Raw genomic sequence first — 23,266 nt, forward strand, 5'->3', positions numbered from 1 at the left:
GCTACCAGCTCAGCTCTTTCGGTGGCTGGCGTTCGCTGTTGCGTCGCTCACCACTGATGCTGCCGTCAGACATCGTGATTACCCGGTCCGCCATGCCGGCAATGGCCGCGTTGTGGGTGATGATCACGGTTGTGGTTCCGGTTTCCCGGTTGGCACTTTCGAGCGCCTCAAGTACCAGTATGCCGGTGGTGGAATCCAGTGCTCCGGTCGGTTCGTCGCACAGCAACACCGCAGGACGCTTGGCGATAGCCCTGGCAATGGCGACCCGTTGCTGTTCACCGCCGGACAGTTGGGCCGGAAAATGAAGCCCACGATCCTGCAGCCCGACCAGGCTCAGTGCCTCTTCCGGAGTCATGGGGTTGGCCGCGATTTCAGTGACAACGGCAACATTTTCAAGAGCGGTCAGGCTTGGGATCAGGTTGTAGAACTGAAACACAAAACCGACATGTTCGCGGCGGTAGCGGGTAAGCAGTCGGTCATTCGCGACACTCAAATCGAGATCGCCATAGCTAACTTCGCCGGAGCTGGGCAAATCCAGGCCACCGAGGATATTGAGCAAAGTCGACTTGCCAGAACCGGACGCCCCCAGCAAGACCACCAGTTCGCCGGTGTACAGTTCCAGATCCACACCGCGCAGGGCGCGAACGGTCACCTCCCCCTGATCATAGGATTTGGTTAGGCCCCGGGTCCGGAAGACTGGCTGTGACTCCATCGTCGTCCAAACTCACCGGCGGCCGTCACTCACCGGCACAGTCCACACAGACGGTGGTGTATGGGAGCACCTGCAAGCGTCGGGGATCGATAGGCTGGCCACACGACTCGCACTCGTCGCCCAGGCCGTGGTCGATGCGCTCCAGGGCGCGCTCAATTTGCACCAGCTCCTCACGGGTTTCGGTCTCCAGAGAATCCACCACTTCGTCATTCTGGGTCTGGGTGGCCTGCTCCTCGAAATCCTTGTCCAGGGCGCCATCCTCGCGATGCTGGTGAGCTTCAAAGCGGGACAGCCTGGCTTTCAGATCCGCTCTCAGGGTTTCAAGTTCTGCTTTGCGATTCGTCATCGGCGCCTCCTGACGGTCCAAAGACCGGTCGTTGTTTGACTAATCCACACCTTAAAGGATAAGCCTGTCCTGTGCTTGATGCTTGTCAAAATTCCGGACGGGGCAGAATCCAGGCGAACAAAGTCCACCATGGCGCGGCTCTGACTCGCCGCTCACGACCGGTTATGGCACTATGGCCTCCCCTGTGACTGGCGGAGACCCTACATGTTCTACACCACCGTGGCAGCACTGACTGCCGCCCTACTCGTTTTTACGTGGTTAGGGCTGCGAGCCCGTCTGGCCGATGGTGGTCTCGACGACTACGTCACCGCTCGCAACTCCCAGGGCGCCCGGGCGCTGGGGCTATCGTTCCTGGCTTCAGGCATGGGTGGCTGGATTCTGTTCGCGCCGCCTGAAGTGGGCGCGCTTGTTGGTCCGGTGGCACTGGCCGGTTACGCTATTGGTGCGGCGCTACCCTTCATTGTATTTGCTTTCTGCGGGCCCGCGATCCGGCGTTTCCTGCCTGAAGGTCGTAGCATTGGCGAGTTTGCGCAGGCCTGCTATGGCCGCAATGTCCGGCACTACGTGTCGCTAATTTCCGTGCTCTACATGCTGTGTTTCCTGACCGCGGAACTAACCGCCATTGGCGCGATCACCTCCATGCTGTCTGGCATCAACGGCAACCTGGTGGTGCTGGGCGTTGCCATCACGACGCTGATCTACACCGCCTGGGGCGGCCTGCGCGCCAGCATAGTCACCGACCAATGGCAGGCATTCCTGCTGATTGGCCTGCTGGCCATCGTTGGCTTTGTTGGGCTTGGGCAACTGCCGGAACTATCAACCGCACGCCTGCCAGATGTACCCACCGCCAGCGCACTCAGCGTAGCACTCACTCTGGTCATTGCCGTTACCGCGGCTAACCTGTTCCATCAGGGTTACTGGCAGCGTCTCTGGTCGGCCCGGGATACCAGCAGCCTGAGCCGTGGCGCTGCCCTGGGTGGCATCATTACCGTTATCGTAGTCGCGCTGGTCGGCGGCCTTGGCATCATGGCCTCACTCAGCGGAACCGACCTGGGCAACCCACCAATCCCGTTCTTCGCCTTGCTGTCAGAGGCACCGGTGTGGCTCACACTGCCGGCACTCATCCTGGCCATTACCCTGGTCGCGTCGTCGGTTGATACCTTGCAGAACGCCCTGGCCTCACTGGCGGTTACCGAGAAACGGGGGCTGTCGTTGAACGCAGCACGCTGGATCACCGTAGCGCTGATGGTACCGGTGGTGCTGGTGGCATTGCAGGGCATCTCGGTTCTGAGGCTGTTCCTGATCGCGGACCTGCTGTGCGCCACCGCCGTGCTGCCGGTATTGATGGGCTTGTGGTCACGGATGACGACGGCAGCCGCCATTCTGGGTGGGTTGGCCGGTCTTCTGGGGGCAATCCTGCCCGGCTGGATTGCCGGCGGATCGGTGATGGCAGGCCTGGAAGCTGCCAGCTTCCCCGGCAGCATCCCGACCCTGATGCCGTTCGTAGGCGCCCTGGTCGGTTCAGGCCTGGTCAGCCTCGCTTTCGCACTCTCCTCGCCAGCGAGCAGCAAAGGTTGAACCAATGTGACGCGGTAATAAGCAGACCATACAGTTCAACCTACATCTGGCGTAGGCCGGCAAACCTCAGTAGTGACGTTGGCCGGCCTTTCGTCAATGTAGGGCCGCTCAAGGGCTTGTTCAAACAAGGTATGAGGGACATTTTGTTCGTTCAACCGATTGTTCAGACGGTTGAACTGCGACCAAACCCGCTCAAGCCGTACCAGGCCTTGCTGAGCTAGCCAGTCCTGCTCTGCCCCATATTCCATTTCAATACGAACCTCACCATCCTGCAACTGTGCCTGAACGACCGTCGCATTTATCCGGTCTACGACAATGTCCCCTACATCCATAGTCAGCCTCAGAGCCAAGCGGATCCTGATGGTGTCCGCAAAGACAGTGTAGCCGGCACGCTTTGTACGCCGTCTCCGCCCTTCTACGCCCCCCTCCTCCCCCGAACTACGCCAATAAAAAGTCTGGCAGGAGGATGAACACGGATAACAATCGACTCAGTATGACTTGCTTCTAACTGGGTTAGAGACCTTTATCCGTGCTCTACCCTGACAACCTTTCACCACCGGAGTATAAGAGAGGCACAATGAACAAGAATCCGGACTGGTGGCGTGGCGCCGTCATCTACCAAGTTTATCCACGCAGTTTCTTCGACTCCAACGGCGACGGAATTGGCGACCTACCCGGAATCACCGCAAAGCTGGACTATATTGCCGGCCTGAATGTGGATGCGATCTGGCTATCACCATTTTTTACCTCGCCCATGAAGGATTTCGGTTACGACGTTGCCGACTACCGGGACGTTGACCCTATCTTCGGTACCCTGGCCGACTTCGATGAGCTGGTATCAGAGGCCCACGACCGCGGCCTGAAGATCATGATTGACCAGGTGCTCAGCCACTCCTCCGACCAGCATGCCTGGTTCAAGGAAAGTCGCGCCAACTGTACCAACGACAAAGCGGATTGGTACGTGTGGGCAGACCCCAAGCCCGATGGAACACCTCCCAACAACTGGCTATCGGTTTTCGGTGGCTCAGCGTGGGCCTGGGACAGCCGGCGCAAGCAGTACTACCTGCACAACTTCCTCAGCAGCCAACCGGATCTGAACTTCCACAATGAGGAAGTCCAGAACCAGGCGCTGTCTGACGTTAAATTCTGGCTGGACCGGGGCGTTGACGGTTTCCGTCTGGACGCCGTCAATTTCTGTTTCCACGATCTCAAACTCCGGGACAACCCGGCCAGCAATGCCATCGCCGAGGGTTCGATTGGTGTGCGCAAGGAAAATCCCTACGCGTATCAATTCCACAAGTACGACAAGACCCAGCCCGAGAACCTGGCCTTCCTGCAGCGCCTTCGCGCCCTGCTCGATGAATACCCGGGAACCACGACGGTTGGTGAGATTGGCGATGACAATTCGCTGCAGACCATGGCCGACTACACCCGTGACGGCAACAAGCTGCATATGGCCTATTCATTCGATTTGCTGACCGAAGAGCATGGCTCCGAGTTCTTCCACAGAACCGTCAGCACCATCGAAGACAAGCTGACCGATGGCTGGCCCTGCTGGGCTATTGGCAACCACGACGTCACCCGGGTTGCCAGCCGCTGGCAGGCTACATCCGATCAACAGCTGAAAGCCTACATGGCCATGCTGCTGACCCTGCGGGGCAGCGTCTGCCTTTACCAGGGCGAGGAACTGGGACTGACCGAGGCCGAACTGCAGTATGAGGACCTGGTTGATCCCTACGGCATCAATTTCTGGCCGGAGTACAAAGGCCGGGACGGATGTCGCACGCCAATGGTTTGGGATCATCAGAAGGCTAACGGCGGCTTCTCAGATGCACGCCCTTGGCTGCCTGTTTATGATGAGCACTACAGCGCCGCAGTGGACGTGCAGGACGGACAGGACAACTCCATGCTGGCCGCATACCGGGCCTTCCTCGGGTGGCGGAAAGACCAGAGCGTGTTGCTCAAGGGCGATATTGAGTTCCTCGATTGCCCCAAGGACACCCTTGTCTACACTCGCAGCCTGAACGGTGAGCAACTGCTGATCGCGTTGAACCTGAGCGACAGCGCCACCCGCATTGCCCTGCCGGCACAAGGCACGCCGGTATCAGACACGCCGGACTTTATTGGCGGTCAGTGGCACGGAACCAACCTGAACCTGGAGCCCTGGGGCGTTGAAATCGCCAGGCTCTGAGACACATAAGACCAAACAAGAAGATTCCAGCTATGGCCAGCGTCACTTTACGTAATATCTGCAAGAGCTATGACGAAGCCCAGGTCACCCGAAATGTGAATCTGGACATCCAGGACGGCGAGTTCGTGGTATTTGTCGGCCCCTCCGGCTGCGGCAAATCCACGCTACTACGGATGATTGCCGGACTTGAAGACATCACCTCCGGCGACATGTACATCGGCAATGATCGAGTCAACGACTTGCCCCCCAAGGCCCGGGAAGTGGGCATGGTGTTTCAGTCCTATGCGCTATACCCGCACATGGACGTGGCCGAGAACATGGCTTTCGGCCTGAAGCTTGCCAAGACCCAGAAGCCCGAGATCGAGCGCCGCGTTCAGGATGCAGCAACCCTGCTGCAGCTGGACGAGCTGCTGGCGCGCAGACCCAAGGACCTTTCTGGCGGCCAGCGCCAGCGTGTGGCCATTGGCCGCACCATCGTCCGCGAGCCCCAAGTGTTCCTGTTCGACGAACCCCTGTCGAACCTGGATGCCTCGCTCCGGGTCCAGATGCGCATTGAGATCTCCAAGCTGCACAAGCGGCTGGGCGCCACCATGGTCTACGTGACCCACGATCAGGTTGAAGCCATGACCATGGCCGACAAGATCGTCGCACTGGACAACGGCGCCATTGCCCAGGTCGGCAAGCCGATGGAGCTATACCACTACCCTGCTACCCGCTTTGTCGCCGGGTTTATCGGCTCACCGAAGATGAACTTCATCGACTGTGTAGTTGAGGCTGCCAGCAGCCAGAGCGTTACCGTTGTGCTGGCCGGTGACCACCGCCTGGAGCTGCCGGTAAATGGCGGCGACCTGTCCATTGGCGAGCAGGTTACCCTGGGCATACGCCCGGAGCACCTGCAGGAAAATCAGGAGGCCGACATGTACGTCAAGGGCGAGGTACAGGTGGTTGAGCGCCTGGGCTACCAGACTCTGGTGCACCTGGAACTGGAGGACGTAGACGGTGTGCAGACCATGCGGACTGACGGCGGCAATCCGATTCAGGAAGGTGCCACCATGACCCTGGGACTCAATGGCAACAAGTGTCACCTGTTCCGGGCCGATGGTGCTGCTTGCCCTCGCCTGTATCAGGAACCTTGCATCGACTTCTGAGTCGATACCAAGCTGTGATCAAGGGGGCCAAGGCCCCCTTTTTCGTGCCTGATAAAAAGTAAAAAGAAAGGTAAAGAAATTCGCTACCTTAATGGTGATGGGACCATCACACGGCCGAAGATTGACGCCATCAATTGACCGCTTTGGTCGCAAAGCGAACATTCAGGATAGATGACACATCCGAGCATGCGCGACATTCTAGTCTTCCAGGTTAAGTCCAGCCTCCTTTCAGAAGTGACAGCAGAAGCGGGGTAGAACCCAATAAAAAACTGAGCACGCTCGAACCACGCTTCAGTGCGAATGCTCACCCATCAGATAGTGAAGCAGCGCGTTCAAGCTTTCCTCCGACATTTTCCATCGTGGCATCGTAGCGTGCAGTGGCTCACCATCGGGGCCAATACCGTTCACGATGGCCTGTTTTAGCGATGACTCGTCGTAAGATGCATGGTTGTGGCCGTCATCGTGTTCGCTCTGCAGTGCTCCGTCGGTTAAAGCCGGAGCCATCACCCAGAAACGCGGCCACATGATGGCGCCGCCTTCCTTTTCAGAACCATGGCAGGTGGCACAGCCGCCCCCGTGCATCTGCATATGATGGTTTCCGCCAACCGGGCGGATCCTCTCACCGGAGCTGGATACGCCAGTGAAATAGAGGCGTTCCCCTTCGCTGCTGAAACTGGCGGGCAAGTTGTCGACGCTGTAGCGACTGTTGTGACCATCCATGCATCCGGATAACATCAACGCGCTCAAGGCCAGTGCTGAATATTTTCTGGTTCCATTGTCTTTAGCCATCTCACTTGCTTCCTGCGCGTTATGTGATGCTTGATTGCTTCCAATCTGCCCTGATTGTTCAAATCAGTAAACAGTCATAGGCAGAGTGATCATGACCGATATCCGAAAACCGGGATAGATTTTTTCTCTGTAGTTTCCCGCTTAATTCAGTGTAATGTTATCAGGCGTTTACGGTATCGGGGGCTTGCCAGCGTAAGGGTCCGGAGCCGAATTTTTCCGACTCTGGGTGGACCTAATACGGGGTCAGGTCAACTTTGTTCTCAAAGCGGGCTTTTTTGCCGGGCCGCGTAAGCCCGTCACTTCCCCTCATCCGCGCTTTGTGTAATCGTTAGTCAAACTGGCAAGCTAGGGACGGAGCGTTACTTCAACGGCTATGAGAGTCGGTGTGTGAGCGACTGTCGGTTCCTGCCCCTACCCGCCGGCATTGAAACTAGAAAGGGAAAACCATGAAGCGTTTACTGATCACACTATTGCTGCTGACACCCCTCGTTGCGCCAACCGCCCTAACCGAATTCTAGAATTTACGTTAAGTTTATTTAGCATTTTTTGTGGAATGGGCATACTAAGTTATTGATTTCTCGTTCGACAAATTTAGCACTTACTGTGGTCGTTTCATTTTGGAAAGTAACCAAGACGCCCCCATCAAAGCATGTACGTTGAATGATGCAAAAAAAGGCGGTGCCAAGCACCGCCTCCGTCATAAAAATGCATCCTTTCCGTTAATCTTTACCGTTTTTGGCGGAGCCTGAACCGTACTCTTTAAGTACATAAAGACCACCGTTACGGTCGGACGCGTAAATCCATGGTTCATTCGGAACCTTGTAAATTCCCCAGATATCCTGGATTCCGCCGTTTTCAGCTTCGAACTCGGCGCCGGCGCGATGATAGCGGGCAATTTCAATAGGATCGTACGGATTGGTCACATCCACGACCACGACACCATCGGAATACCAGGAAATATACGCTTTAACCCGATTTCCACTGGTCTCTACTAAGACATTATGGCTCGAGTAAGTACCCCGGGCATCGCAATTCCCGCCAGGCGCGGTCGAAGCCGAACATTCTGTGTCGAAAATCGAGGCCAGTATGGGATTCGCCGGATCAGCATAGTTCCAGATACGAATTCCGCTCCAGGGCGTAGAGTTCGGATTGTTGTTGGTCACGACGATACCACCCGCACCGTCATTGAACGCATTCACAGACTTCTCCGCAAACGAGCAGGCACCACGGCGAACGACAGCGATATCACCTGATCCAAGCGGATTGAGAATCGGATCGTCGTTACAGGCTCTCCCGATCCATACGAAGTTGCCTGTGTACGAGCCGGCGCCCAGCGGGAAATTGTTTCCGCTGAATTCGTTGGCCCCGAAGACCGAGCCGGTCAACGGCCCGCTGGTAACTTCCACACTGGACGCTGTTATGAACCCGGCGCTGCCTGTCTGATTAGCTTCGAATGCATCGCCGGTCGAGGTTGCCGCCATAACACCTGGAATGGGGTTTCCGGCGCCGAACGTTACATTGCTAGGGGCGACCGTGGCCTCCCAGGCGCTGAAGTCCTCTTCCCCTTCGACGACGATTGTGCCGTCTTCACTCGGCCAGACCGAGTGGCTGTTGACTTCGCCATCGAGTGAGCCATTGGCTGGATCCAACGCAACCGAAACGAGCTGCGGATTTGTAGGATCGCTGATGTCCAGCAGTACGAGGCCCGCATCCCAATTGGCAAGATACGCTCTGGTGCCGTCGGCCGTAATGGTGACGTCGTGTAGGAATCGGTTCGCAGAAGCTCCGAACCCGTCCAAAAGCCAGAGGGCTGCATCCAGGTTTCGATTGAAATCTCCACTGGCAACGACGCCGGGGTCGAACAACTCTTCTGCGCCCCAGAAGGACACCAAGACAGGGTTGGCAGGATCAGTGATCTCGTATATCTGGAAGTTGCCGTACACAGTCTCGGTCGTTACACCCACGAAGTCTTGTGCGCCCTGGCTGAAGAGCCAGAGATTGTGTACGCCAACGTCGGTGATGGGCCCAAAGATCAATGGAGTGAGGGCATTCGGGTCATCAATGCGTACTGACGCCAGCTGAACAGGATTTGATGGGTCGTCAACGTTATAGACCTCATACCCGCCAGGACCTCCGGCGCAAGATTCGTTCGAATGCACCAGGATATCGCCCGAACCCATTGTCGCCACCCGGACGTCGTTGGTGCGACTACCGACCGGTGACTGAATAATTCCAACAAATTCCGGCTTGTTTTTATTGTGCACGTCCCATATCCAGATGCCTGCTTCCGGGTCACCGCCGCAAGGGTCGTTGAAAGTACCGGTGTAGGCATAGTCACTCAGCGCCCAGACATCGGTTGTGGAGTTGGCAGAAACCCGTTCACCGCGGCCGGCACGGGCCAGGTTTTTGGTGACCTTGGCGAATGGCGCATCGCTGACAATTCCGGCTACTGCCGCATCGTGTTCGATGAGCGGGGCGCTCGGATCGGGTCGGACGAACTCGTCCGAAAGACTTAGTACGTGTAAAGGTTCGTCGTCGGGATCATCGGTAACCACCGGTGGTGGTGCCGCTATAGCCGAGAACGCCATAAGGCTTGAAATGAGTGCGAACGTTAGCTTGAACGCGTTGCATTGTTTCATTATGCCAGTCCCTTTGCTCTTTTTATGGTTGTCTCGACGACTACATAATTTCCTCGGACCTGAGTTTCTTGGTTTTTTTTAACCAGCGAAAAATAAGCCATCTGTATGCCATGTAAAGATAAAGGCATTAATACATAGACTTGAGCCAACCGGCAATTTGAGAGAATGAGCAAGATGTAAAACATTCTGACGCTTTTATCGTAAGTATTGGCTCAGCCGGAAATTGGCCTTCTTTATGTATAAGCTCCCCTACTTTGTTTTTTCTTCAACTGGAACTCACGCCTCCAGTCAGAAAATCATTGAGCAGAGCATGTGTGAAAAGGGCCAAAGGCGCGCGGCAAAAAGGTCCGCTTTTATCAGGAATCGGTCATTATTGGCAGTGTGGAATACGCACCAAAAATGTCCGCTTATGGGTGAGAGGCATCAATGTTCGCTTTTGTTTATGGAAAAACATAGGGTCAGCCAAAACTGAAGGTTTATATCACCAAAACTTGGCCGGTTCGGCCAAAAAATGGTGACCAGTACACTGAAGAACGTAAAAAATCCCGGTCAGTGGGGGGATTAATCTGACCGGGTCGCGAAAGAGTACGCTGGAAGACGCTGTTGTCGCGTAAGGACCGGGTGGGATCTTCCGCCCGGTCTGAGAGAGACTTACTCAGGATTTTCAGGGTTGGGCTTGGGTTTGCTTAGCCCTTAACCCCGCCGGCGGTCAGGCCGCCCACAATCCATTTCTGGCAGTACAGGAAGATAAGGGTGATGGGCAGGCCAGACAGCACGGCAGCGGCTGCGAAATCGCCCCAGAGGTAATTCTGTTCGTAGAGGTACTGTTGCGCGCCCACCGCCAGTGTCAGCTTATCGGTATCCACCAGCAGCACCGAGGCCATCGGGTATTCCATGATGGTCATGATGAAGGCCAGGATGAACACTACCACCAGAATGGGCACGGACAGCGGCAGCAGGATATAGCGGAATGCCTGCCAGGTGGTGGCACCATCAACAATGGCCGCTTCTTCCAGGGATCGATCTATGGAGTCGAAATAGCCCTTGATGGTCCAGATGTGCAGCGCCATTCCGCCCAGGGAGGCGACAATCACGGCTCCGTGGGTGTTCAGGCCAAGCCAACTGACGTGATTGCCAATCTGATCAAACAGGGCGTACAGCGCAACCAGCGAAAGCACCGGCGGGAACATCTGGAAAATCAGCATCGACTTCAGCACAGCTCCCTTGCCGGCAAAGCGCATGCGCGCAAAAGCATAGGCACTGGTGGTCGAGAGCGCCAGGATCAGCACCGATGACACCACGGCCACCTTGATGGAGTTCCAGAGCCACAGCAGCACCGGGAACGGCGGCTGAGTGGTGACTCCGTCTTCCCCGGTATAAGGCAGGCCAAACGCCAGGTACCAGTGCTCCAGGGACGGGTTCTGCGGCAGCAAGCTGCCTGAGGCAAAGTTACCACTGCGGAAGGAAATCGAAATCACCATCAGCAGCGGGAACAGCACGATTGCGATGAAAGCCAGCATGCCGAGATGAGAAGCCAGCACGCGGTATTTGGTTGATTGGGGTTGAACCATCGCCATGGGAAGCTCCTATACCTTGATCTTGGACAGTTTGAGATTGACCAGCGACAGCGCGCCCACAACCAGGAAGATGGCAGTGGCAATGGCGGCAGCCAGACCAAAGTTCTGTCCGGAATCCTGGAACGCAATCCGGTAGGTGTAGCTCACAAGCAGGTCCGTGGTTCCGGCCGGCGTGCTTGCACCAATGATGTCGGGTGCACCACCGGTCAGCAGTGCGATCAGGACAAAGTTATTGAAGTTGAATGCGAAACTGGCAATCAGCAGAGGCATCAGCGGCTTGATGATCAGTGGCAGCGTGATGTTGAACAGATTGCTGACCGGCCCTGCGCCGTCCATCGCGGACGCCTCGTACAAGTCCTTGGGAATGGCCTGCAACAGCCCCATGCACAGCAGCATCATGTAAGGGTAGCCAAGCCAGGTGTTCACGATCAGGATCATGGTTCGCGCCAGCGCCGGATCACTGAACCAGTCCGGACGCAGCCCGAACAGGCCTTCCAGTACCAGGTTGATTTCACCGAAGTTCTGGTTGAACAGACCCTTGAACACCAGGATCGAAATGAATGCCGGTACCGCGTAGGGCAGGATCAGCATGGTGCGGTAGAAACCTTTGCCCCGAATCTGGTCCCATTGCAGCAGGTTGGCCAGCAGCAGGCCCAGGGCCAGTGTGAAGATCACGGTGGCTACGGCAAAGGACAGCGTCCAGACAAAGATCTGGAAAAATGGACCACGGATGGTCGGATCGCTGACCACCTTCAGATAATTGTCCCAACCGATATTGACGGTCCAGCCGGGCGACAGGGTCTCGCCATCGGCACTTCGGTAGAAACCAGTCTCGTGATCGGGGAAATAGGTTGTTCCGCTTTGATTGTCGGTCAGGCTGCCATTGTCGTGCTGACTGAATTGCGGATGAATCGCCGCGAAGGAGCGCAGGCTGGCCTGACTGAGTTCACGTCCGTCTTCGGTGATCAGCGTCACCTTCGCCAGCAGCTCACGCAACTGAATGATGTCGCGAATGCCCAGAGCCTCGCCTCGGGGCTGGCCCGACAGCGGCAGTACCGGCGCTGTAGTTTCGCCGGCCTCCAGCTCCATGGGTGCCGAGGTCAGATTCTGGTGCTTGCCCTTCAGGTGAACGATGTAACCGGCATTGGTCTTGTAGAGCTCGTAGTCATAGCGCACCGCTTCGGACTGGTAGGTCCGGCTCAGCAGGTTTTCCTGTACTTGCCCAAAACTTAGCAGGTTACTGGCACTGTAGTTGGTAAAACCAATGCCAATGGTGTACATCAGGGGAAAGATTACGAACAGGCCCATGCCGGCGATCGCCGGAAAGATATACCGGTGCGCGTACAGTTTGCGGTTGAAGAATACCATCACCGCGGAGGCTGTAAGCACCAGGAACAGCATGGCGAATACGAACTCGCGCTGGGCGTACAAGGCCAGGATCAGGTAGAGCGACATGCCAACCAATGCGGCAAGGGCGCCCCACTTAAGAAATGCTCGAATCATGAAGTGTCTGCTTTCGATTCCGGGAGAGGACAGGGTTTCCGTTATCATTGTAGTCGGCCCGTAGGTTGCCACCGTTTCAGGGGGCGGTGGCAGGTTGTCGTCCATGGGTGTACTCGTGCGATTACGGGCAGCGGTCCCTGCTGCCCGAACGGCCCACCGGTATTACCGGGTGATACGCTGGGCCGCCGCGTTCAAGGCATCTTCGACAGGCTGTCGGCCAGAGGTGATGTTCTGCAGAGCCGGTCCCATGGATGACCAGAAGGCCCCCATCGCGGGAACGTTGGGCATGGGTTCACCCAGCTGAGCGTTTTCGAACGTCGCCTTGATGTTCGGGTTGGACGACAGTTCGTCCATGAATTCCTTGTTGGCTACGGCACCGAGCGGTACGTCGTCATTCACCATTTTCAGGCCTTTGACGGACAGCGCGTAGTTCTCCAGGAATTCAACCGCCAGGTCTTTGTTGGGGCTGGCAGAGTTCAGTGTCGCCGCCATTACGCCGACCATTGGCTTGCTGGGCTCGCCGTCTACGGTGGGCAGCGTGGTTACACCAAAGTTGATGCCACTTTTCTCCAGGTTGCCCCAGGCCCATGGACCGTTGATCATCATCGCGGTCTCGCCTTTGTTAAAGCTCGACTCCATGGCGCTGTAATCGGCGCCACGGGGCATAACGCCCTCCTCGATCAACGTGGTCAGCGCTTGTGCGCCCTTGACCGCGCCTTCGGTGTTTACACCGGTGTCCTTCACGTTCACTGAACCGTCATCCGACTCAGCGAAAATGTAGCCGCCAGCCGCTGCCAGCATCGGCCAGGTGAAGTAGGTGTTGTTGTAATCCCACAGAATCGCACTCTTGCCGTTTTCCGCCAGTTTCTTGTGCACCGCGGGAATGTCCTCGAAGGCTCTGGGCGGCTCAGGCAGCAGGTCTTTGTTGTAGATCAGACCAATGGATTCAACAGCCATGGGGTAGCCGTATGTCTTACCGTCGACGGTGACGGCATCCCAGGTGAACCCGTAGTTGGCATCAACCACCTTACTGGAAGGCTTGATCTCGGAAATGATGCCGCTCTGAGCCCACTCGCCAAAACGGTCATGGGCCCAGATAAAGATGTCGGGACCATTGCCGGTAGCGGCGGACTGCTGGAATTTGTCGGTGGCATTGTCTGGGTGAGCAACCTCGACCGGAATGCCGGTTTCCTTGGTGAACCAGTCACCCACTTCCTGCAGGCCATCGTAGCCCTTGTCACCATTGATCCACACCAACAGCTTGCCGGATTCGATTTCGGCATGGGCAGGTGCGGACAGCCCAACCGTGGCGGCGACGATAGATGCGGCGAGGGTACTGCGAATAAAGAGTCGACGATTCATCAGGTGTTTCCTCTGTCTGTGCTTGCCTTATTCTTGTTGTCCGGCCATTCGCGAGGTGTTGGTGGGCCGGGATGAACGCAAAATGCGCTTTTGCGAGTCTTTGCACTTTGTGGCAACTGGGCTGAATAAGCATCCCCCCTTATTTCATTCCCCGAGGCGTAGCGCGGGGGAGTAGAAAGGCGTAGAGATCTCCGTCTACCACCCCGGTTCCGACTCTGCTTTCATGTCACGCACAAGAACCATAATCCCAACCGGAGCTGACACCATGAAACCCTGCGTCACCCCACTGTCTTTCTCGACCGGCATGGCTGCTGCGCTGCTGATCACCGGCTGTGTGACCGATAATTCGCAGCGCCCTCACGCCGCTGCCGTGGCAGGCCCGCCAGGCACCGTCCCAACAGACATGTTCTGCGAGGCCGGCACCAACGAGATCAGTATCCCGGTCGGCAACATCTTTGCCGAGGGCGAGCAGGTTCGTGATTTTTACAGCGGCCGTATGGCCAGGGTTCAGGATGGCCAGGTCACCCTGAAGCCGGCAGACGGCGCCGAAGGCCTGGTTTTGCTGGAACCGGCTGACGATAGCATTGGCCAGTTCAAATGGGCAGGTGCCACTGTCTATTTTGCGGTGACGGACCGTTTCGCCAACGGCCGCACGGATAACGACGTGAATTACGGCCGTGAGCGCGATGGCAAGGACGAGATTGGCACCTTTCACGGCGGCGACTTCGCCGGACTGACCCAGAAACTGGACTACCTCAGTCAACTAGGCGTGAATGCCGTTTGGATCACGCCGCCCTTCGAGCAAATTCACGGCTGGGTCGGCGGCGGCGACCGGGGCGATTTCCGCCACTATGGCTACCACGGCTACTACGCCCTCGATTTCACCGTCCCCGATGCCAACTTCGGCACCCGGGAGGAATTTCGCACGCTGGTCGAAGAAGCCCACAAGCGGGACATCCGCGTGGTCATGGACGTGGTGATGAACCACCCCGGCTACAGCACCCTGCAAGACATGCAAACGTTCGGTTTCGGCTCACTGTATGACGGCTTCGAGAAGCATTTGCCCGACCAATGGGGCCAATGGCAGCCTGAGTCCTGGGAGAACAACCACGCCTACCATGCCTTCATCGATTACGACCACAGCGACTGGCGCCACTGGTGGGGCAAGGACTGGGTCAGAGCCGGCATCGCCGACTATGACACCCCACCCAACGCGTCGATTGATGCCCAGCGCGGCTCCCTCGCATTCCTGCCGGATTTCAAAACCGAGTCCGAACAGACTGTGGACCTGCCGCTATTCCTGCAAAACAAGACCTCATCCCGGGCCGAAGCCATGGCTGACGCTACCGTGCGCGACTACCTCGTTACCTGGCTGACCACTTGGGTTCGTGACTTCGGCGTAGACGGTTTCCGGGTCGACACTGCCAAGCATGTCGAACCTGAGGCCTGGAACAAACTTAAGCAACAGGCCCAGCAGGCACTGAACGATTACCGTGCCGCAAACCCGGACGCCGCCCTACCCGCCGAGGAGTTCTGGATGGTAGCCGAAGTGTTCCCGCATTCGGTTCGGCGCAGCGGCTACTTTGACGCCGGCTTCGACGCCGTGATTAACTTCGACCTGCAAGAAGAAGCCAACGCCGGCGCCAAGTGCCTGCCCGCCATGGAATCGGTCTATCAGGACTACGCCAGCAGAATGCATGGCGAGACTCCGTTCAACGTGATGAGCTACATCTCATCCCACGACACCAATCTGTTCAGCCGCATAGCGGGCGGTGACCCGGTGCTGCAGAAACGGGCTGCCGCAGCCCTGCTGCTGACTCCCGGCGCGGTGCAGATTTTTTACGGCGACGAGACCGGACGCCCCTTCGGGGCAACGGGCTCGGACCCCCACCAGGGTACCCGGTCGGACATGAACTGGGCCGACCTTGAGCAGCCAGAGACAGCAAACATCCTGGGTCACTGGCAGGCCCTGGGGCAATTCAGGGACCGCCACCCAGCCGTTGGCGCCGGTGCTCACAAGCTGATCAGCCAGCAACCTTACACCTTCTCAAGAACTCACGGGGACGACCGAATCATCGTCGCCTTCGCAAGGAAATAGCACTGATGACAGACTCAACCGATTACCTGGCCCATACGCCTCTGATCCTCGGCATGATGCGGCTGCATGATCACGCCGAACTGACCAACCCTGCCAACCTGGCCAATTGGATCAACGCGCGGCTGGACGAAGGCCTGAACGTGTTTGACCACGCCGACATTTATGGCGATACCGAGTGTGAGCGGATTTTCGGTGAAGCGCTGGCCGCCGACCCGAGCCTGCGCCAAAAAGTAAGGATTATCACCAAGACCGGTATCGTCCCTGGACATCAGGACGAAAGTCGCTGGAAGACCAAGCATTACCGCGCCGAGGCTGGCTATATTGCCAACGCCATTGATCGCGCCCTGACGCGCCTGCAAGTGGAGCAAATTGATACTTTCCTGATTCACCGGCCGGACCCGCTGATGCAGGCGGATTCCGCCATGGCGGCGCTGGAAAAAGCGGTCGAGACGGGCAAAATCCGGCAAATCGGTGTGTCCAATTTCCTGCCGGAGCAGTGGCGCTGGCTCCAGCACAACTGCAGGTTGCCGCTGGTGTGCAATCAGAGCGAGCTGTCGCTGAGCCATACCGAGGCGCTGTTCGACGGCACTATGGAGGCGCACCTGAAGGATGAACTGCGCTGGCTGGCGTGGTCGCCCCTGGGCGGTGGCGCACTGGCAGACGCCCTGCCGCAGGAACTACTGGCGGCGGCGAAAGAGGAAACCGGCCTGTGTGAAACCGGGTTGGCCATAGCCTGGCTACGGCAACTGCCAGGCTCGCCGATCCCGGTTCTGGGGTCCATGCGCGAGTCACGTATTCGGGCAGCCCAGGCGGGTGCCCAAAGTGTGTTGCCACGGTCCCTCTGGTATGCGTTGCTGGAGGCCGTCCGCGGCCACCGGGTAGCCTGACCGGCGGCACCAAGGCTTCGATTGCCGACACAAAAAAGCCCGGCCTACTTTCGTGGACCGGGCTTTTTATGGGTTTGGGCTACCGCGTTTAGCGGTCCTCTTCCCAGGTCTTCAACAGCTCATCGTAGGCAACGGTCTTGCCCTGGGGCTTCTCGTTGGCCAGCTTGGCCTTCGGCGAGCCCGGCTGATCCAGCCAGTACTGCGGATCACGCTCTTCGTTCAGCTTCGGACCACAGTTCGGCATGACGCTGGCGCGCTCCAGGCGCTCCATAACGCGATCCTGGGCCTGGGCCAGTCCGTCCAGTGCTTTCTGGGGAGTTGCCTCGCCACTTGCCGCCTGGGCGATATACTGCCACCACAGCTGCGCCAGCTTGGGATAGTCAGGCACGTTGGTACCGGTTGGAGACCATTGCACCCGAGCAGGGCTACGGTAGAACTCAACCAGACCACCCAGTTTGGGTGCCATTTCAGTCATCGCCTCTGACTCGATGTCAGACTCACGAATAGGCGTCAGACCCGCGATGGTCTTTTCCAGGGACACGGTCTTGGACACGGTAAACTGCGCGTAGAGCCACGCAGCCAGACGACGCTTCTCCGGGGTGGACTTCATGAAGGTCCAGGAACCCACGTCCTGATAACCCAGCTTCATGCCCTCTTCCCAGTAGGGTCCACGCGGAGACGGCGCCATCCGCCACTTGGGCGTGCCATCTTCGTTGACCACCGGCAGGCCGTCTTCGATCATGCTGGCCGTGAAGGCGGTGTACCAGAAAATCTGCTGGGCCACGCCACCCTGGGCCGGAACCGGACCGGCTTCCGAGAAGGTCATGCCCTGGGCTTCAGGCGGTGCAAATTCACGCAGCCAGTCGACGTACTTGGTGGTGGCAAAAACTGCGGCCGGGCCATTGGTAGCACCACCGCGGCTGACACTCGAACCTACCGGATGACACTCTTCAACCCGGATACCCCACTCATCAACAGGCAGACCGTTGGGCAGGCCCTTGTCGCCAGCACCCGCCATGGAGAACCAGGCGTCAGTGAAACGCCAGCCCAGTGACGGGTCTTTCTTGCCGTAGTCCATGTGACCGTAGACTTTTTCGCCGTCGATCTCTTTAACGTGGACCGAGAAGAACTCGGCGATATCCTCGTAGGCGGACCAGTTAACCGGTACACCCAGCTCATAACCGTAAATGTCCTGGAACTGTTTCTTCAGGTCATCACGCTCGAACCAGTCGGCGCGGAACCAGTACAGGTTGGCAAACTGCTGGTCTGGTAGCTGGTACAGCTTGCCATCAGGACCGGTGGTGAATTCGAGACCGATGAAGTCTTCAAGATCCAGAGTCGGCAAAGTCAGGTTCTTGCCTTCGCCGTTCATGATGTCCTCAACCGGCATTACCTTCCCGTAGCGGAAGTGCGTACCGATCAGGTCCGAGTCGTTTACCCAGCCGTCGTAGATATTCCGGCCAGACTGCATTTGCGTCTGCAGCTTCTCGATCACGTCACCTTCCTGAATCAGGGTATGAGTCAGGTTGATGCCCGTAATTTCAGAGAAGGCCTTGGCCAGAACGGTGGATTCGTACTCGTGGGTGGCGATGGTTTCCGAGACAACGTTGATGTCCATGCCGCGAAATTCCTTCGCGGCCTCGATGAACCACTTCATCTCCTGCATCTGCTGCTCTTTGGTCAGCGTTGATCGCTTGAAGGAGTTGTTCACCCACTTTTCGGCCGCGTCCAGATTCTCATTGGCACTGGCCTGCAGGCTCAAACCAAGCGCCGCAGCACCGATCGCGGCGCCCAGAAGCATGGTTCGGGGATATTTATTGTTCTTAAACATATCCGACCTCGTTCGTCCTTATTGAATGGAGCGGAACAGCCCCTGCCCCGCTTCCAGAGTCATAGCGCTCCTACGGCGCTATTCTTTCATGTCGAAACCGAAAACTGATCGATTCCGACCATGATCCAGAAATTAGTTCGTTTGCGAAATCTTTACAACCGGGCACCCAGTCTTTTCAGCCCCCGCTAGCCCCAGCGCAACAGCACCAGCAACCAAACCACCGACACCGCCAGCGCAACCAGCAGCGTGATATCACTGACCGCTAGAAAGGTCAGGTGGATATACGCCGCCGACAACAGACCGATAAACAGGCGGTCCCCCCGGGTCGTGGCAATGGGCAGAAAACCCTTGCGCTCGGCGCAGGGTGAAACAATTTCGTAAACGGTCATCACCGCCAGAATGGCTGCAATGACGGCGAAAAAAATGGCAACGGACGGAGTCCAGTTCATCCACGCAAGCATGTCTGTTCTCCTTTAAACGCGTCCAAGAGCGAAGCCAGTGGCAACGTGGTTGCGCACGAACCAGATCACCAGAATGCCGGGGATAATGGTCAGTACACCAGCCGCCGCCAGAACCCCCCAGTCGATCCCGCTCGCCCCCACCGTTCGGGTCATGATGGCGGCAATGGGCTGGGCATCTACCGATGTCAGCGTTCGCGCCAGCAGCAGCTCAACCCACGAGAACATGAAGGCAAAGAACGCGGTCACACCAATGCCGGAACGGATCATCGGCAAAAAGATCTTCACGAAGAACTTCGGGAAACTGTACCCATCAATGTAGGCCATTTCGTCGTACTCGCGCGGCACCCCGGACATAAAACCCTCCAGGATCCAGACCGCCAGCGGTACGTTAAACAGGCAGTGCGCCAGAGCGACCGCAATGTGGGTATCGAACAGGCCGATGGACGAATACAGCTGGAAGAACGGCAGCAGGAAAACCGCGGGGGGTGCCATCCGGTTACTCAGCAACCAGAAGAACAGATGCTTGTCGCCTACGAACTTGTAGCGGCTGAACGCGTAGGCGGCCGGCAGGGCCACCAGAAGCGTGATCACCACGTTGATCGAGACGTACAGCATGGAGTTCAGGTACCCGTTGTACCAGCTCGGATCAGTAAAAATGACCGCGTAGTTGGCGAAGGTGAAATTCTCCGGCCACAGGGTCAGCCCGCTCAGAATCTCCTGGTTAGTCTTGAACGACATGTTCAGCAACCAGTAGATCGGCGTCAGCAGCAGCACGATGTAGATGGTGATCCCGATGTTTTTGGAACGTGTCTGTTTCATCGCGCCCTCCTTATTTTTCTTTGTCGGCGTGAGTGATGGCGGTAAAGAACAGCCAGGAAATCAGCAATACGATCAGGAAGTAGATCAACGAGAACGCTGCCGCGCGGCCCAGGTCAAACTGACCGATGGCCATGGTGGTCAAGGTCTGGCTCAGGAACGTGGTTGAGCTCCCCGGGCCACCACCGGTCAGTACGAAGGGTTCGGTGTAGATCATGAAGCTGTCCATAAAGCGCAGCAGCACCGCGATGATCAGCACGTTCTTCAACCGTGGCAGCTGGATGTAACGGAACACCGCCCACTTCGAGGCGCGATCAATCTCCGCCGCCTGATAAAACGCCTCCGGGATTGCCCGCAACCCGGAGTAGCACAGCAGCGCCACCAGCGGCGTCCAGTGCCATACGTCCATCAACAGCACGGTAAACCAGGCATCGACAGTGTCGCCGGTATAGTTGTAATCAAAGCCCATGGAATTCAGTGCCCAGCCGAACAGGCCGATGTCACCGCGGCCGAAGATCTGCCAGATGGTGCCCACCACGTTCCAGGGAATCAGCAGCGGAATCGCCAGCAGAATCAGCACCAGCGATGCCTTCATACCGGATTTCGGCATCATCAGGGCGATACCGATACCCAGGGGAATCTGAATCATCAGCACGGCCCCGGAGAACAGGAATTGGCGCAGCAGTGAATCCTGCAACCGCTCATTGGTCAGCACCTCTTTGAACCATTCGGTGCCCACGTAGTAGGCCTGGCCCGGTCCGAAGATATCCTGAACCGAGTAGTTCACTACCGTCATCAACGGTACCAAGGCCGAAAAAGCGACCAGAAGGAAAACCGGCAGCACCAGCCACCAGGCACGGTTATTGGGTATTTTGGCCATCACTGCTGCTCCTTGATCAGAAACTCATCCACGTACAGCATCAGCCACTGTTTCGGGAAAAGAAGATGAACACCGGCGCCCACGTCGCTGCGAAAGTCTTCGCTCTGGCGCACTTTCAGCGTCTGGCCGCCCACCTCAACGGTGACGATCTTGTAGGTACCAAGGTCCTCCACGTCCAGAACTGTGGCCTCCAGAGAGTCATCGGATTGGCTCTCGGAAATCTCGATAAATTCCGGGCGGATGCCAATCTTCAGGTTATCGCTCTTCACCCTTTGCAGCAGGCTGTTCTGCCAAGCCTCAAGCGGCACGAACACGCCGTTGAACATGACCCCTTCAGGGCGCCGTTCAACGGGGATCAGGTTCATCCCCGGACTGCCAATGAAAAAACCCACAAAGGTGTGGTTTGGCCGCTCGAACAGTTCCGTTGGCGTGCCGAACTGAACAATCTGACCGCCGTACATCACCGCAATCTTGTCGGCAAAGGTGGACGCCTCAAGCTGGTCATGGGTGACGTACACCATGGTGATGTCGAACTTTTCATGGATCTGCTTGAGCTTGCGCCGCAACTTCCATTTCAGCTGCGGATCGATCACCGTCAGGGGCTCGTCAAACAGGATCGCCGAGACGTCTTCCCGCACCAGTCCACGCCCCATGGACACCTTCTGCTTTTCATCAGCGGTCAGGTTCTTCGCCTTCTTGTAAAGCTTGTCCCCGATTTCCAGAACTTCCGCGATCTCGTGGACCCGGGCCTTGATCTGGGAGGTGGGCACCTTGTTGTTCTTGAGCGGGAACGCCAGGTTATCGAACACGGTCATCGAGTCGTAGATCACCGGGAACTGGAACACCTGAGCGATGTTGCGCTCCCTGGGCGACAGTTCATTGACCCGGCGGCCATCGAACAGTACGTCTCCCTCGGAGGGTGCGAGCAGTCCGGATATGATGTTGAGCATGGTGCTCTTGCCACAGCCCGAGGGACCCAACAGCGCGTAGGCACCCCCCTTCTCCCAGACATGGTCAAGTTGGCGAATGGCGTAGTCTTCAGCACCAGCTGGCGTGGCACTGTAGCTGTGTGCCAGCGATTTCAATTGAATTTCGGCCATCAGGCAGCTCCTCCTGAAACCTGGGTCGGGGTGTGCACCAGCTGTTCGTCGCTGTCGAACACAAACAGCTTATTGATCGGCAGGTAGACCTTGACCGGCGCACCGGTGTGGTAGGAGTGAACGCCCATCAGCTGCAGCACCATTTCAAAATGGCTGTTCTCAACGTGCATGAAGGTTTCCGAACCACTGATTTCGCTCAGCTCCACCTCCATGGACATCTCGAGATCATCATCACTGGTCGGCACCAGGCCAATGTGACTGGGGCGAATACCGAACCAGTAATCGCCCGGCGTCAGCTTCGCCAGCCCCTGTGTCAGGGCGTGATGGGAGTACTCGTCGAAGGTGACTTCGGTGGCGGACACCCGGCCCCGAATCATGTTCATCGGTGGCTCGCTGAACAACTGGGCCGCCAGCGTACTGACCGGCGCCCGGTAAACATCCATTACCGGCCCGCTCTGCACCACCTTCCCCTCGTGCAACAAGGTGGTCGTGCCACCCAGGGCGAGTGCTTCGTTGGCTTCGGTCGTCGCATACACCGCAATGCACTGGCGCTCCCGGAACAGATGACGAAGTTCCGCCCGCAGTTCTTCCCGCAGTTTGTAGTCCAGGTTTACCAGGGGTTCATCAAACAGCACCAGGGTGGAATCCTTGACCAGGGCGCGGGCCATGGCCGTGCGCTGTTGCTGGCCACCGGACAACTCCAGGGGATGACGTTTCAACAACGGTTCGATTTGCAGCATCGACGCGGTTTCCTTCACCCGCCGATCAATCTCGCTCTCGGGTGTCTTGGCCAGGCGCAGGGGTGAGGCAATGTTTTCGTAGACAGTAAGGTTCGGGTAGTTGATGAACTGCTGGTAAATCATCGAAATGTTACGGCTCTGTACTGACTGGCCGGTTACGTCGGTGCCGTTGTAGATCAGGCGGCCGCGGGTCGGCTTATCAAGACCCGCCATCAGGCGCATCAGAGACGTTTTTCCGGCCAGGGTACGGCCAAGCAGGACATTGAAAGAACCCGCCTCAAAGGTGAGGTTGGCATCCCGGATGAAATCGACACCATCGACCTCATGGGAGAGATTCTCCAGTACTAAGGACATAGACCTTCCTTTTTGTTCTTTTACGAACGCTAAGCGGAGTGTGTTGGCGGACTCCGAACACTACAAGCTCGAAACGCCAACGCAATCGATGTACCACTTTTTTGCAGACTGTAAGTGAAAACACGTATTAATCTGTTTTTAAAGAATTTTTTTAAACACTGCCAGAAATCTTCTGCGAATGTTCAGATGTTCGTTTAACACTACTTTGTTCAGCTTGAACATTGACGAGCCGATCAATTGAACACATTATTGAA

The 23,266-nt window shown here is 57.2% G+C and carries 19 protein-coding genes; 5 read left to right on the plus strand and 14 right to left on the minus strand.

Annotation, left to right across the window (positions count from 1 at the left end; translation table 11 throughout):
- Window position 1: 1 nt before the first annotated feature.
- Both FCS96_RS17705 and FCS96_RS17710 read right to left on the minus strand, forming a co-directional pair.
- Entirely contained in the window at window positions 2-712 is a 711-nt protein-coding gene (locus FCS96_RS17705; RefSeq protein ID WP_138441694.1) for an ABC transporter ATP-binding protein, read from the minus strand.
- Between the two features lie 25 nt (window positions 713-737).
- The gene (locus FCS96_RS17710; protein ID WP_138441695.1) at window positions 738-1,058 is read right to left on the minus strand and encodes a TraR/DksA family transcriptional regulator; all 321 of its coding nucleotides are present in this window, start codon (window positions 1,056-1,058) and stop codon (window positions 738-740) included.
- Window positions 1,059-1,262: 204 nt separating this feature from the next.
- On the opposite strand from FCS96_RS17710, the gene FCS96_RS17715 reads away from it, so the two are divergent.
- Entirely contained in the window at window positions 1,263-2,636 is a 1,374-nt protein-coding gene (locus FCS96_RS17715) for a sodium:solute symporter family transporter (protein ID WP_138441696.1), read from the plus strand.
- Window positions 2,637-2,671: 35 nt separating this feature from the next.
- Here FCS96_RS17715 and FCS96_RS17720 read toward each other — a convergent pair whose 3' ends face one another.
- On the minus strand, window positions 2,672-2,968 hold the full coding sequence (locus FCS96_RS17720; RefSeq protein WP_138441697.1) for a hypothetical protein: 297 nt from the start codon (window positions 2,966-2,968) through the stop codon (window positions 2,672-2,674).
- A gap of 245 nt (window positions 2,969-3,213) precedes the next feature.
- Between FCS96_RS17720 and FCS96_RS17725 the strand changes: the two genes are divergently transcribed.
- Together FCS96_RS17725 and malK are read left to right on the plus strand one after the other, a co-directional pair.
- Window positions 3,214-4,827 (plus strand): alpha-glucosidase family protein, encoded by a 1,614-nt coding sequence (locus FCS96_RS17725; protein ID WP_138441698.1) that lies wholly within the window; start codon window positions 3,214-3,216, stop codon window positions 4,825-4,827.
- Between the two features lie 32 nt (window positions 4,828-4,859).
- On the plus strand, window positions 4,860-5,975 hold the full coding sequence (gene malK, locus FCS96_RS17730) for a maltose/maltodextrin ABC transporter ATP-binding protein MalK (RefSeq protein ID WP_138441699.1): 1,116 nt from the start codon (window positions 4,860-4,862) through the stop codon (window positions 5,973-5,975).
- Window positions 5,976-6,266: 291 nt separating this feature from the next.
- Here malK and FCS96_RS17735 read toward each other — a convergent pair whose 3' ends face one another.
- The 5 genes from FCS96_RS17735 to malE all read right to left on the minus strand — a co-directional run bounded on the left by FCS96_RS17735 (window position 6,267) and on the right by malE (window position 13,845).
- On the minus strand, window positions 6,267-6,764 hold the full coding sequence (locus FCS96_RS17735) for a c-type cytochrome (RefSeq protein WP_228264155.1): 498 nt from the start codon (window positions 6,762-6,764) through the stop codon (window positions 6,267-6,269).
- A gap of 719 nt (window positions 6,765-7,483) precedes the next feature.
- Window positions 7,484-9,403 carry an LVIVD repeat-containing protein gene (locus tag FCS96_RS17740; RefSeq protein WP_138441700.1) on the minus strand — a complete coding sequence of 640 codons (1,920 nt, stop codon included), beginning with the start codon at window positions 9,401-9,403 and terminating at the stop codon, window positions 7,484-7,486.
- Between the two features lie 686 nt (window positions 9,404-10,089).
- Window positions 10,090-10,980 carry a maltose ABC transporter permease MalG gene (malG, locus tag FCS96_RS17745; protein WP_138441701.1) on the minus strand — a complete coding sequence of 297 codons (891 nt, stop codon included), beginning with the start codon at window positions 10,978-10,980 and terminating at the stop codon, window positions 10,090-10,092.
- Window positions 10,981-10,989: 9 nt separating this feature from the next.
- The gene (gene malF, locus FCS96_RS17750; RefSeq protein ID WP_266094465.1) at window positions 10,990-12,531 is read right to left on the minus strand and encodes a maltose ABC transporter permease MalF; all 1,542 of its coding nucleotides are present in this window, start codon (window positions 12,529-12,531) and stop codon (window positions 10,990-10,992) included.
- 114 nt (window positions 12,532-12,645) lie between these two features.
- Window positions 12,646-13,845, minus strand: a complete 1,200-nt coding sequence (malE, locus tag FCS96_RS17755; protein WP_138441703.1) for a maltose/maltodextrin ABC transporter substrate-binding protein MalE — start codon at window positions 13,843-13,845, stop codon at window positions 12,646-12,648.
- 265 nt (window positions 13,846-14,110) lie between these two features.
- Here malE and FCS96_RS17760 point away from each other — a divergent pair, with 265 nt between their 5' ends.
- Window positions 14,111-15,943 (plus strand): alpha-amylase, encoded by a 1,833-nt coding sequence (locus tag FCS96_RS17760; protein ID WP_228264156.1) that lies wholly within the window; start codon window positions 14,111-14,113, stop codon window positions 15,941-15,943.
- A 5-nt stretch (window positions 15,944-15,948) separates the two neighbouring features.
- On the plus strand, window positions 15,949-16,830 hold the full coding sequence (locus tag FCS96_RS17765; protein ID WP_228264157.1) for an aldo/keto reductase: 882 nt from the start codon (window positions 15,949-15,951) through the stop codon (window positions 16,828-16,830).
- An 88-nt stretch (window positions 16,831-16,918) separates the two neighbouring features.
- Here FCS96_RS17765 and FCS96_RS17770 read toward each other — a convergent pair whose 3' ends face one another.
- The 6 genes from FCS96_RS17770 to FCS96_RS17795 all read right to left on the minus strand — a co-directional run bounded on the left by FCS96_RS17770 (window position 16,919) and on the right by FCS96_RS17795 (window position 23,012).
- Window positions 16,919-18,661: an ABC transporter substrate-binding protein gene (locus FCS96_RS17770; RefSeq protein WP_138441705.1), complete on the minus strand. Its 1,743-nt coding sequence runs from the start codon at window positions 18,659-18,661 to the stop codon at window positions 16,919-16,921.
- Between the two features lie 185 nt (window positions 18,662-18,846).
- Window positions 18,847-19,122 (minus strand): DUF2160 domain-containing protein, encoded by a 276-nt coding sequence (locus FCS96_RS17775; protein WP_138441706.1) that lies wholly within the window; start codon window positions 19,120-19,122, stop codon window positions 18,847-18,849.
- 12 nt (window positions 19,123-19,134) lie between these two features.
- A complete protein-coding gene (locus FCS96_RS17780; RefSeq protein WP_138441707.1) occupies window positions 19,135-19,941 on the minus strand; it encodes a carbohydrate ABC transporter permease in 807 nt (268 codons plus the stop codon).
- Between the two features lie 10 nt (window positions 19,942-19,951).
- Window positions 19,952-20,818 (minus strand): carbohydrate ABC transporter permease, encoded by an 867-nt coding sequence (locus FCS96_RS17785; protein WP_138441708.1) that lies wholly within the window; start codon window positions 20,816-20,818, stop codon window positions 19,952-19,954.
- Window positions 20,818-21,918 carry an ABC transporter ATP-binding protein gene (locus FCS96_RS17790; protein WP_138441709.1) on the minus strand — a complete coding sequence of 367 codons (1,101 nt, stop codon included), beginning with the start codon at window positions 21,916-21,918 and terminating at the stop codon, window positions 20,818-20,820. Before FCS96_RS17790 ends, FCS96_RS17785 begins: the two co-directional genes overlap by 1 nt.
- A complete protein-coding gene (locus tag FCS96_RS17795) occupies window positions 21,918-23,012 on the minus strand; it encodes an ABC transporter ATP-binding protein (RefSeq protein WP_138441710.1) in 1,095 nt (364 codons plus the stop codon). The genes FCS96_RS17790 and FCS96_RS17795 overlap by 1 nt, the downstream gene beginning before the upstream one ends.
- Between the last annotated feature and the right edge of the window lie 254 nt (window positions 23,013-23,266).

Source organism: Marinobacter alexandrii, from assembly GCF_005871205.1.
Classification (GTDB): domain Bacteria; phylum Pseudomonadota; class Gammaproteobacteria; order Pseudomonadales; family Oleiphilaceae; genus Marinobacter; species Marinobacter alexandrii.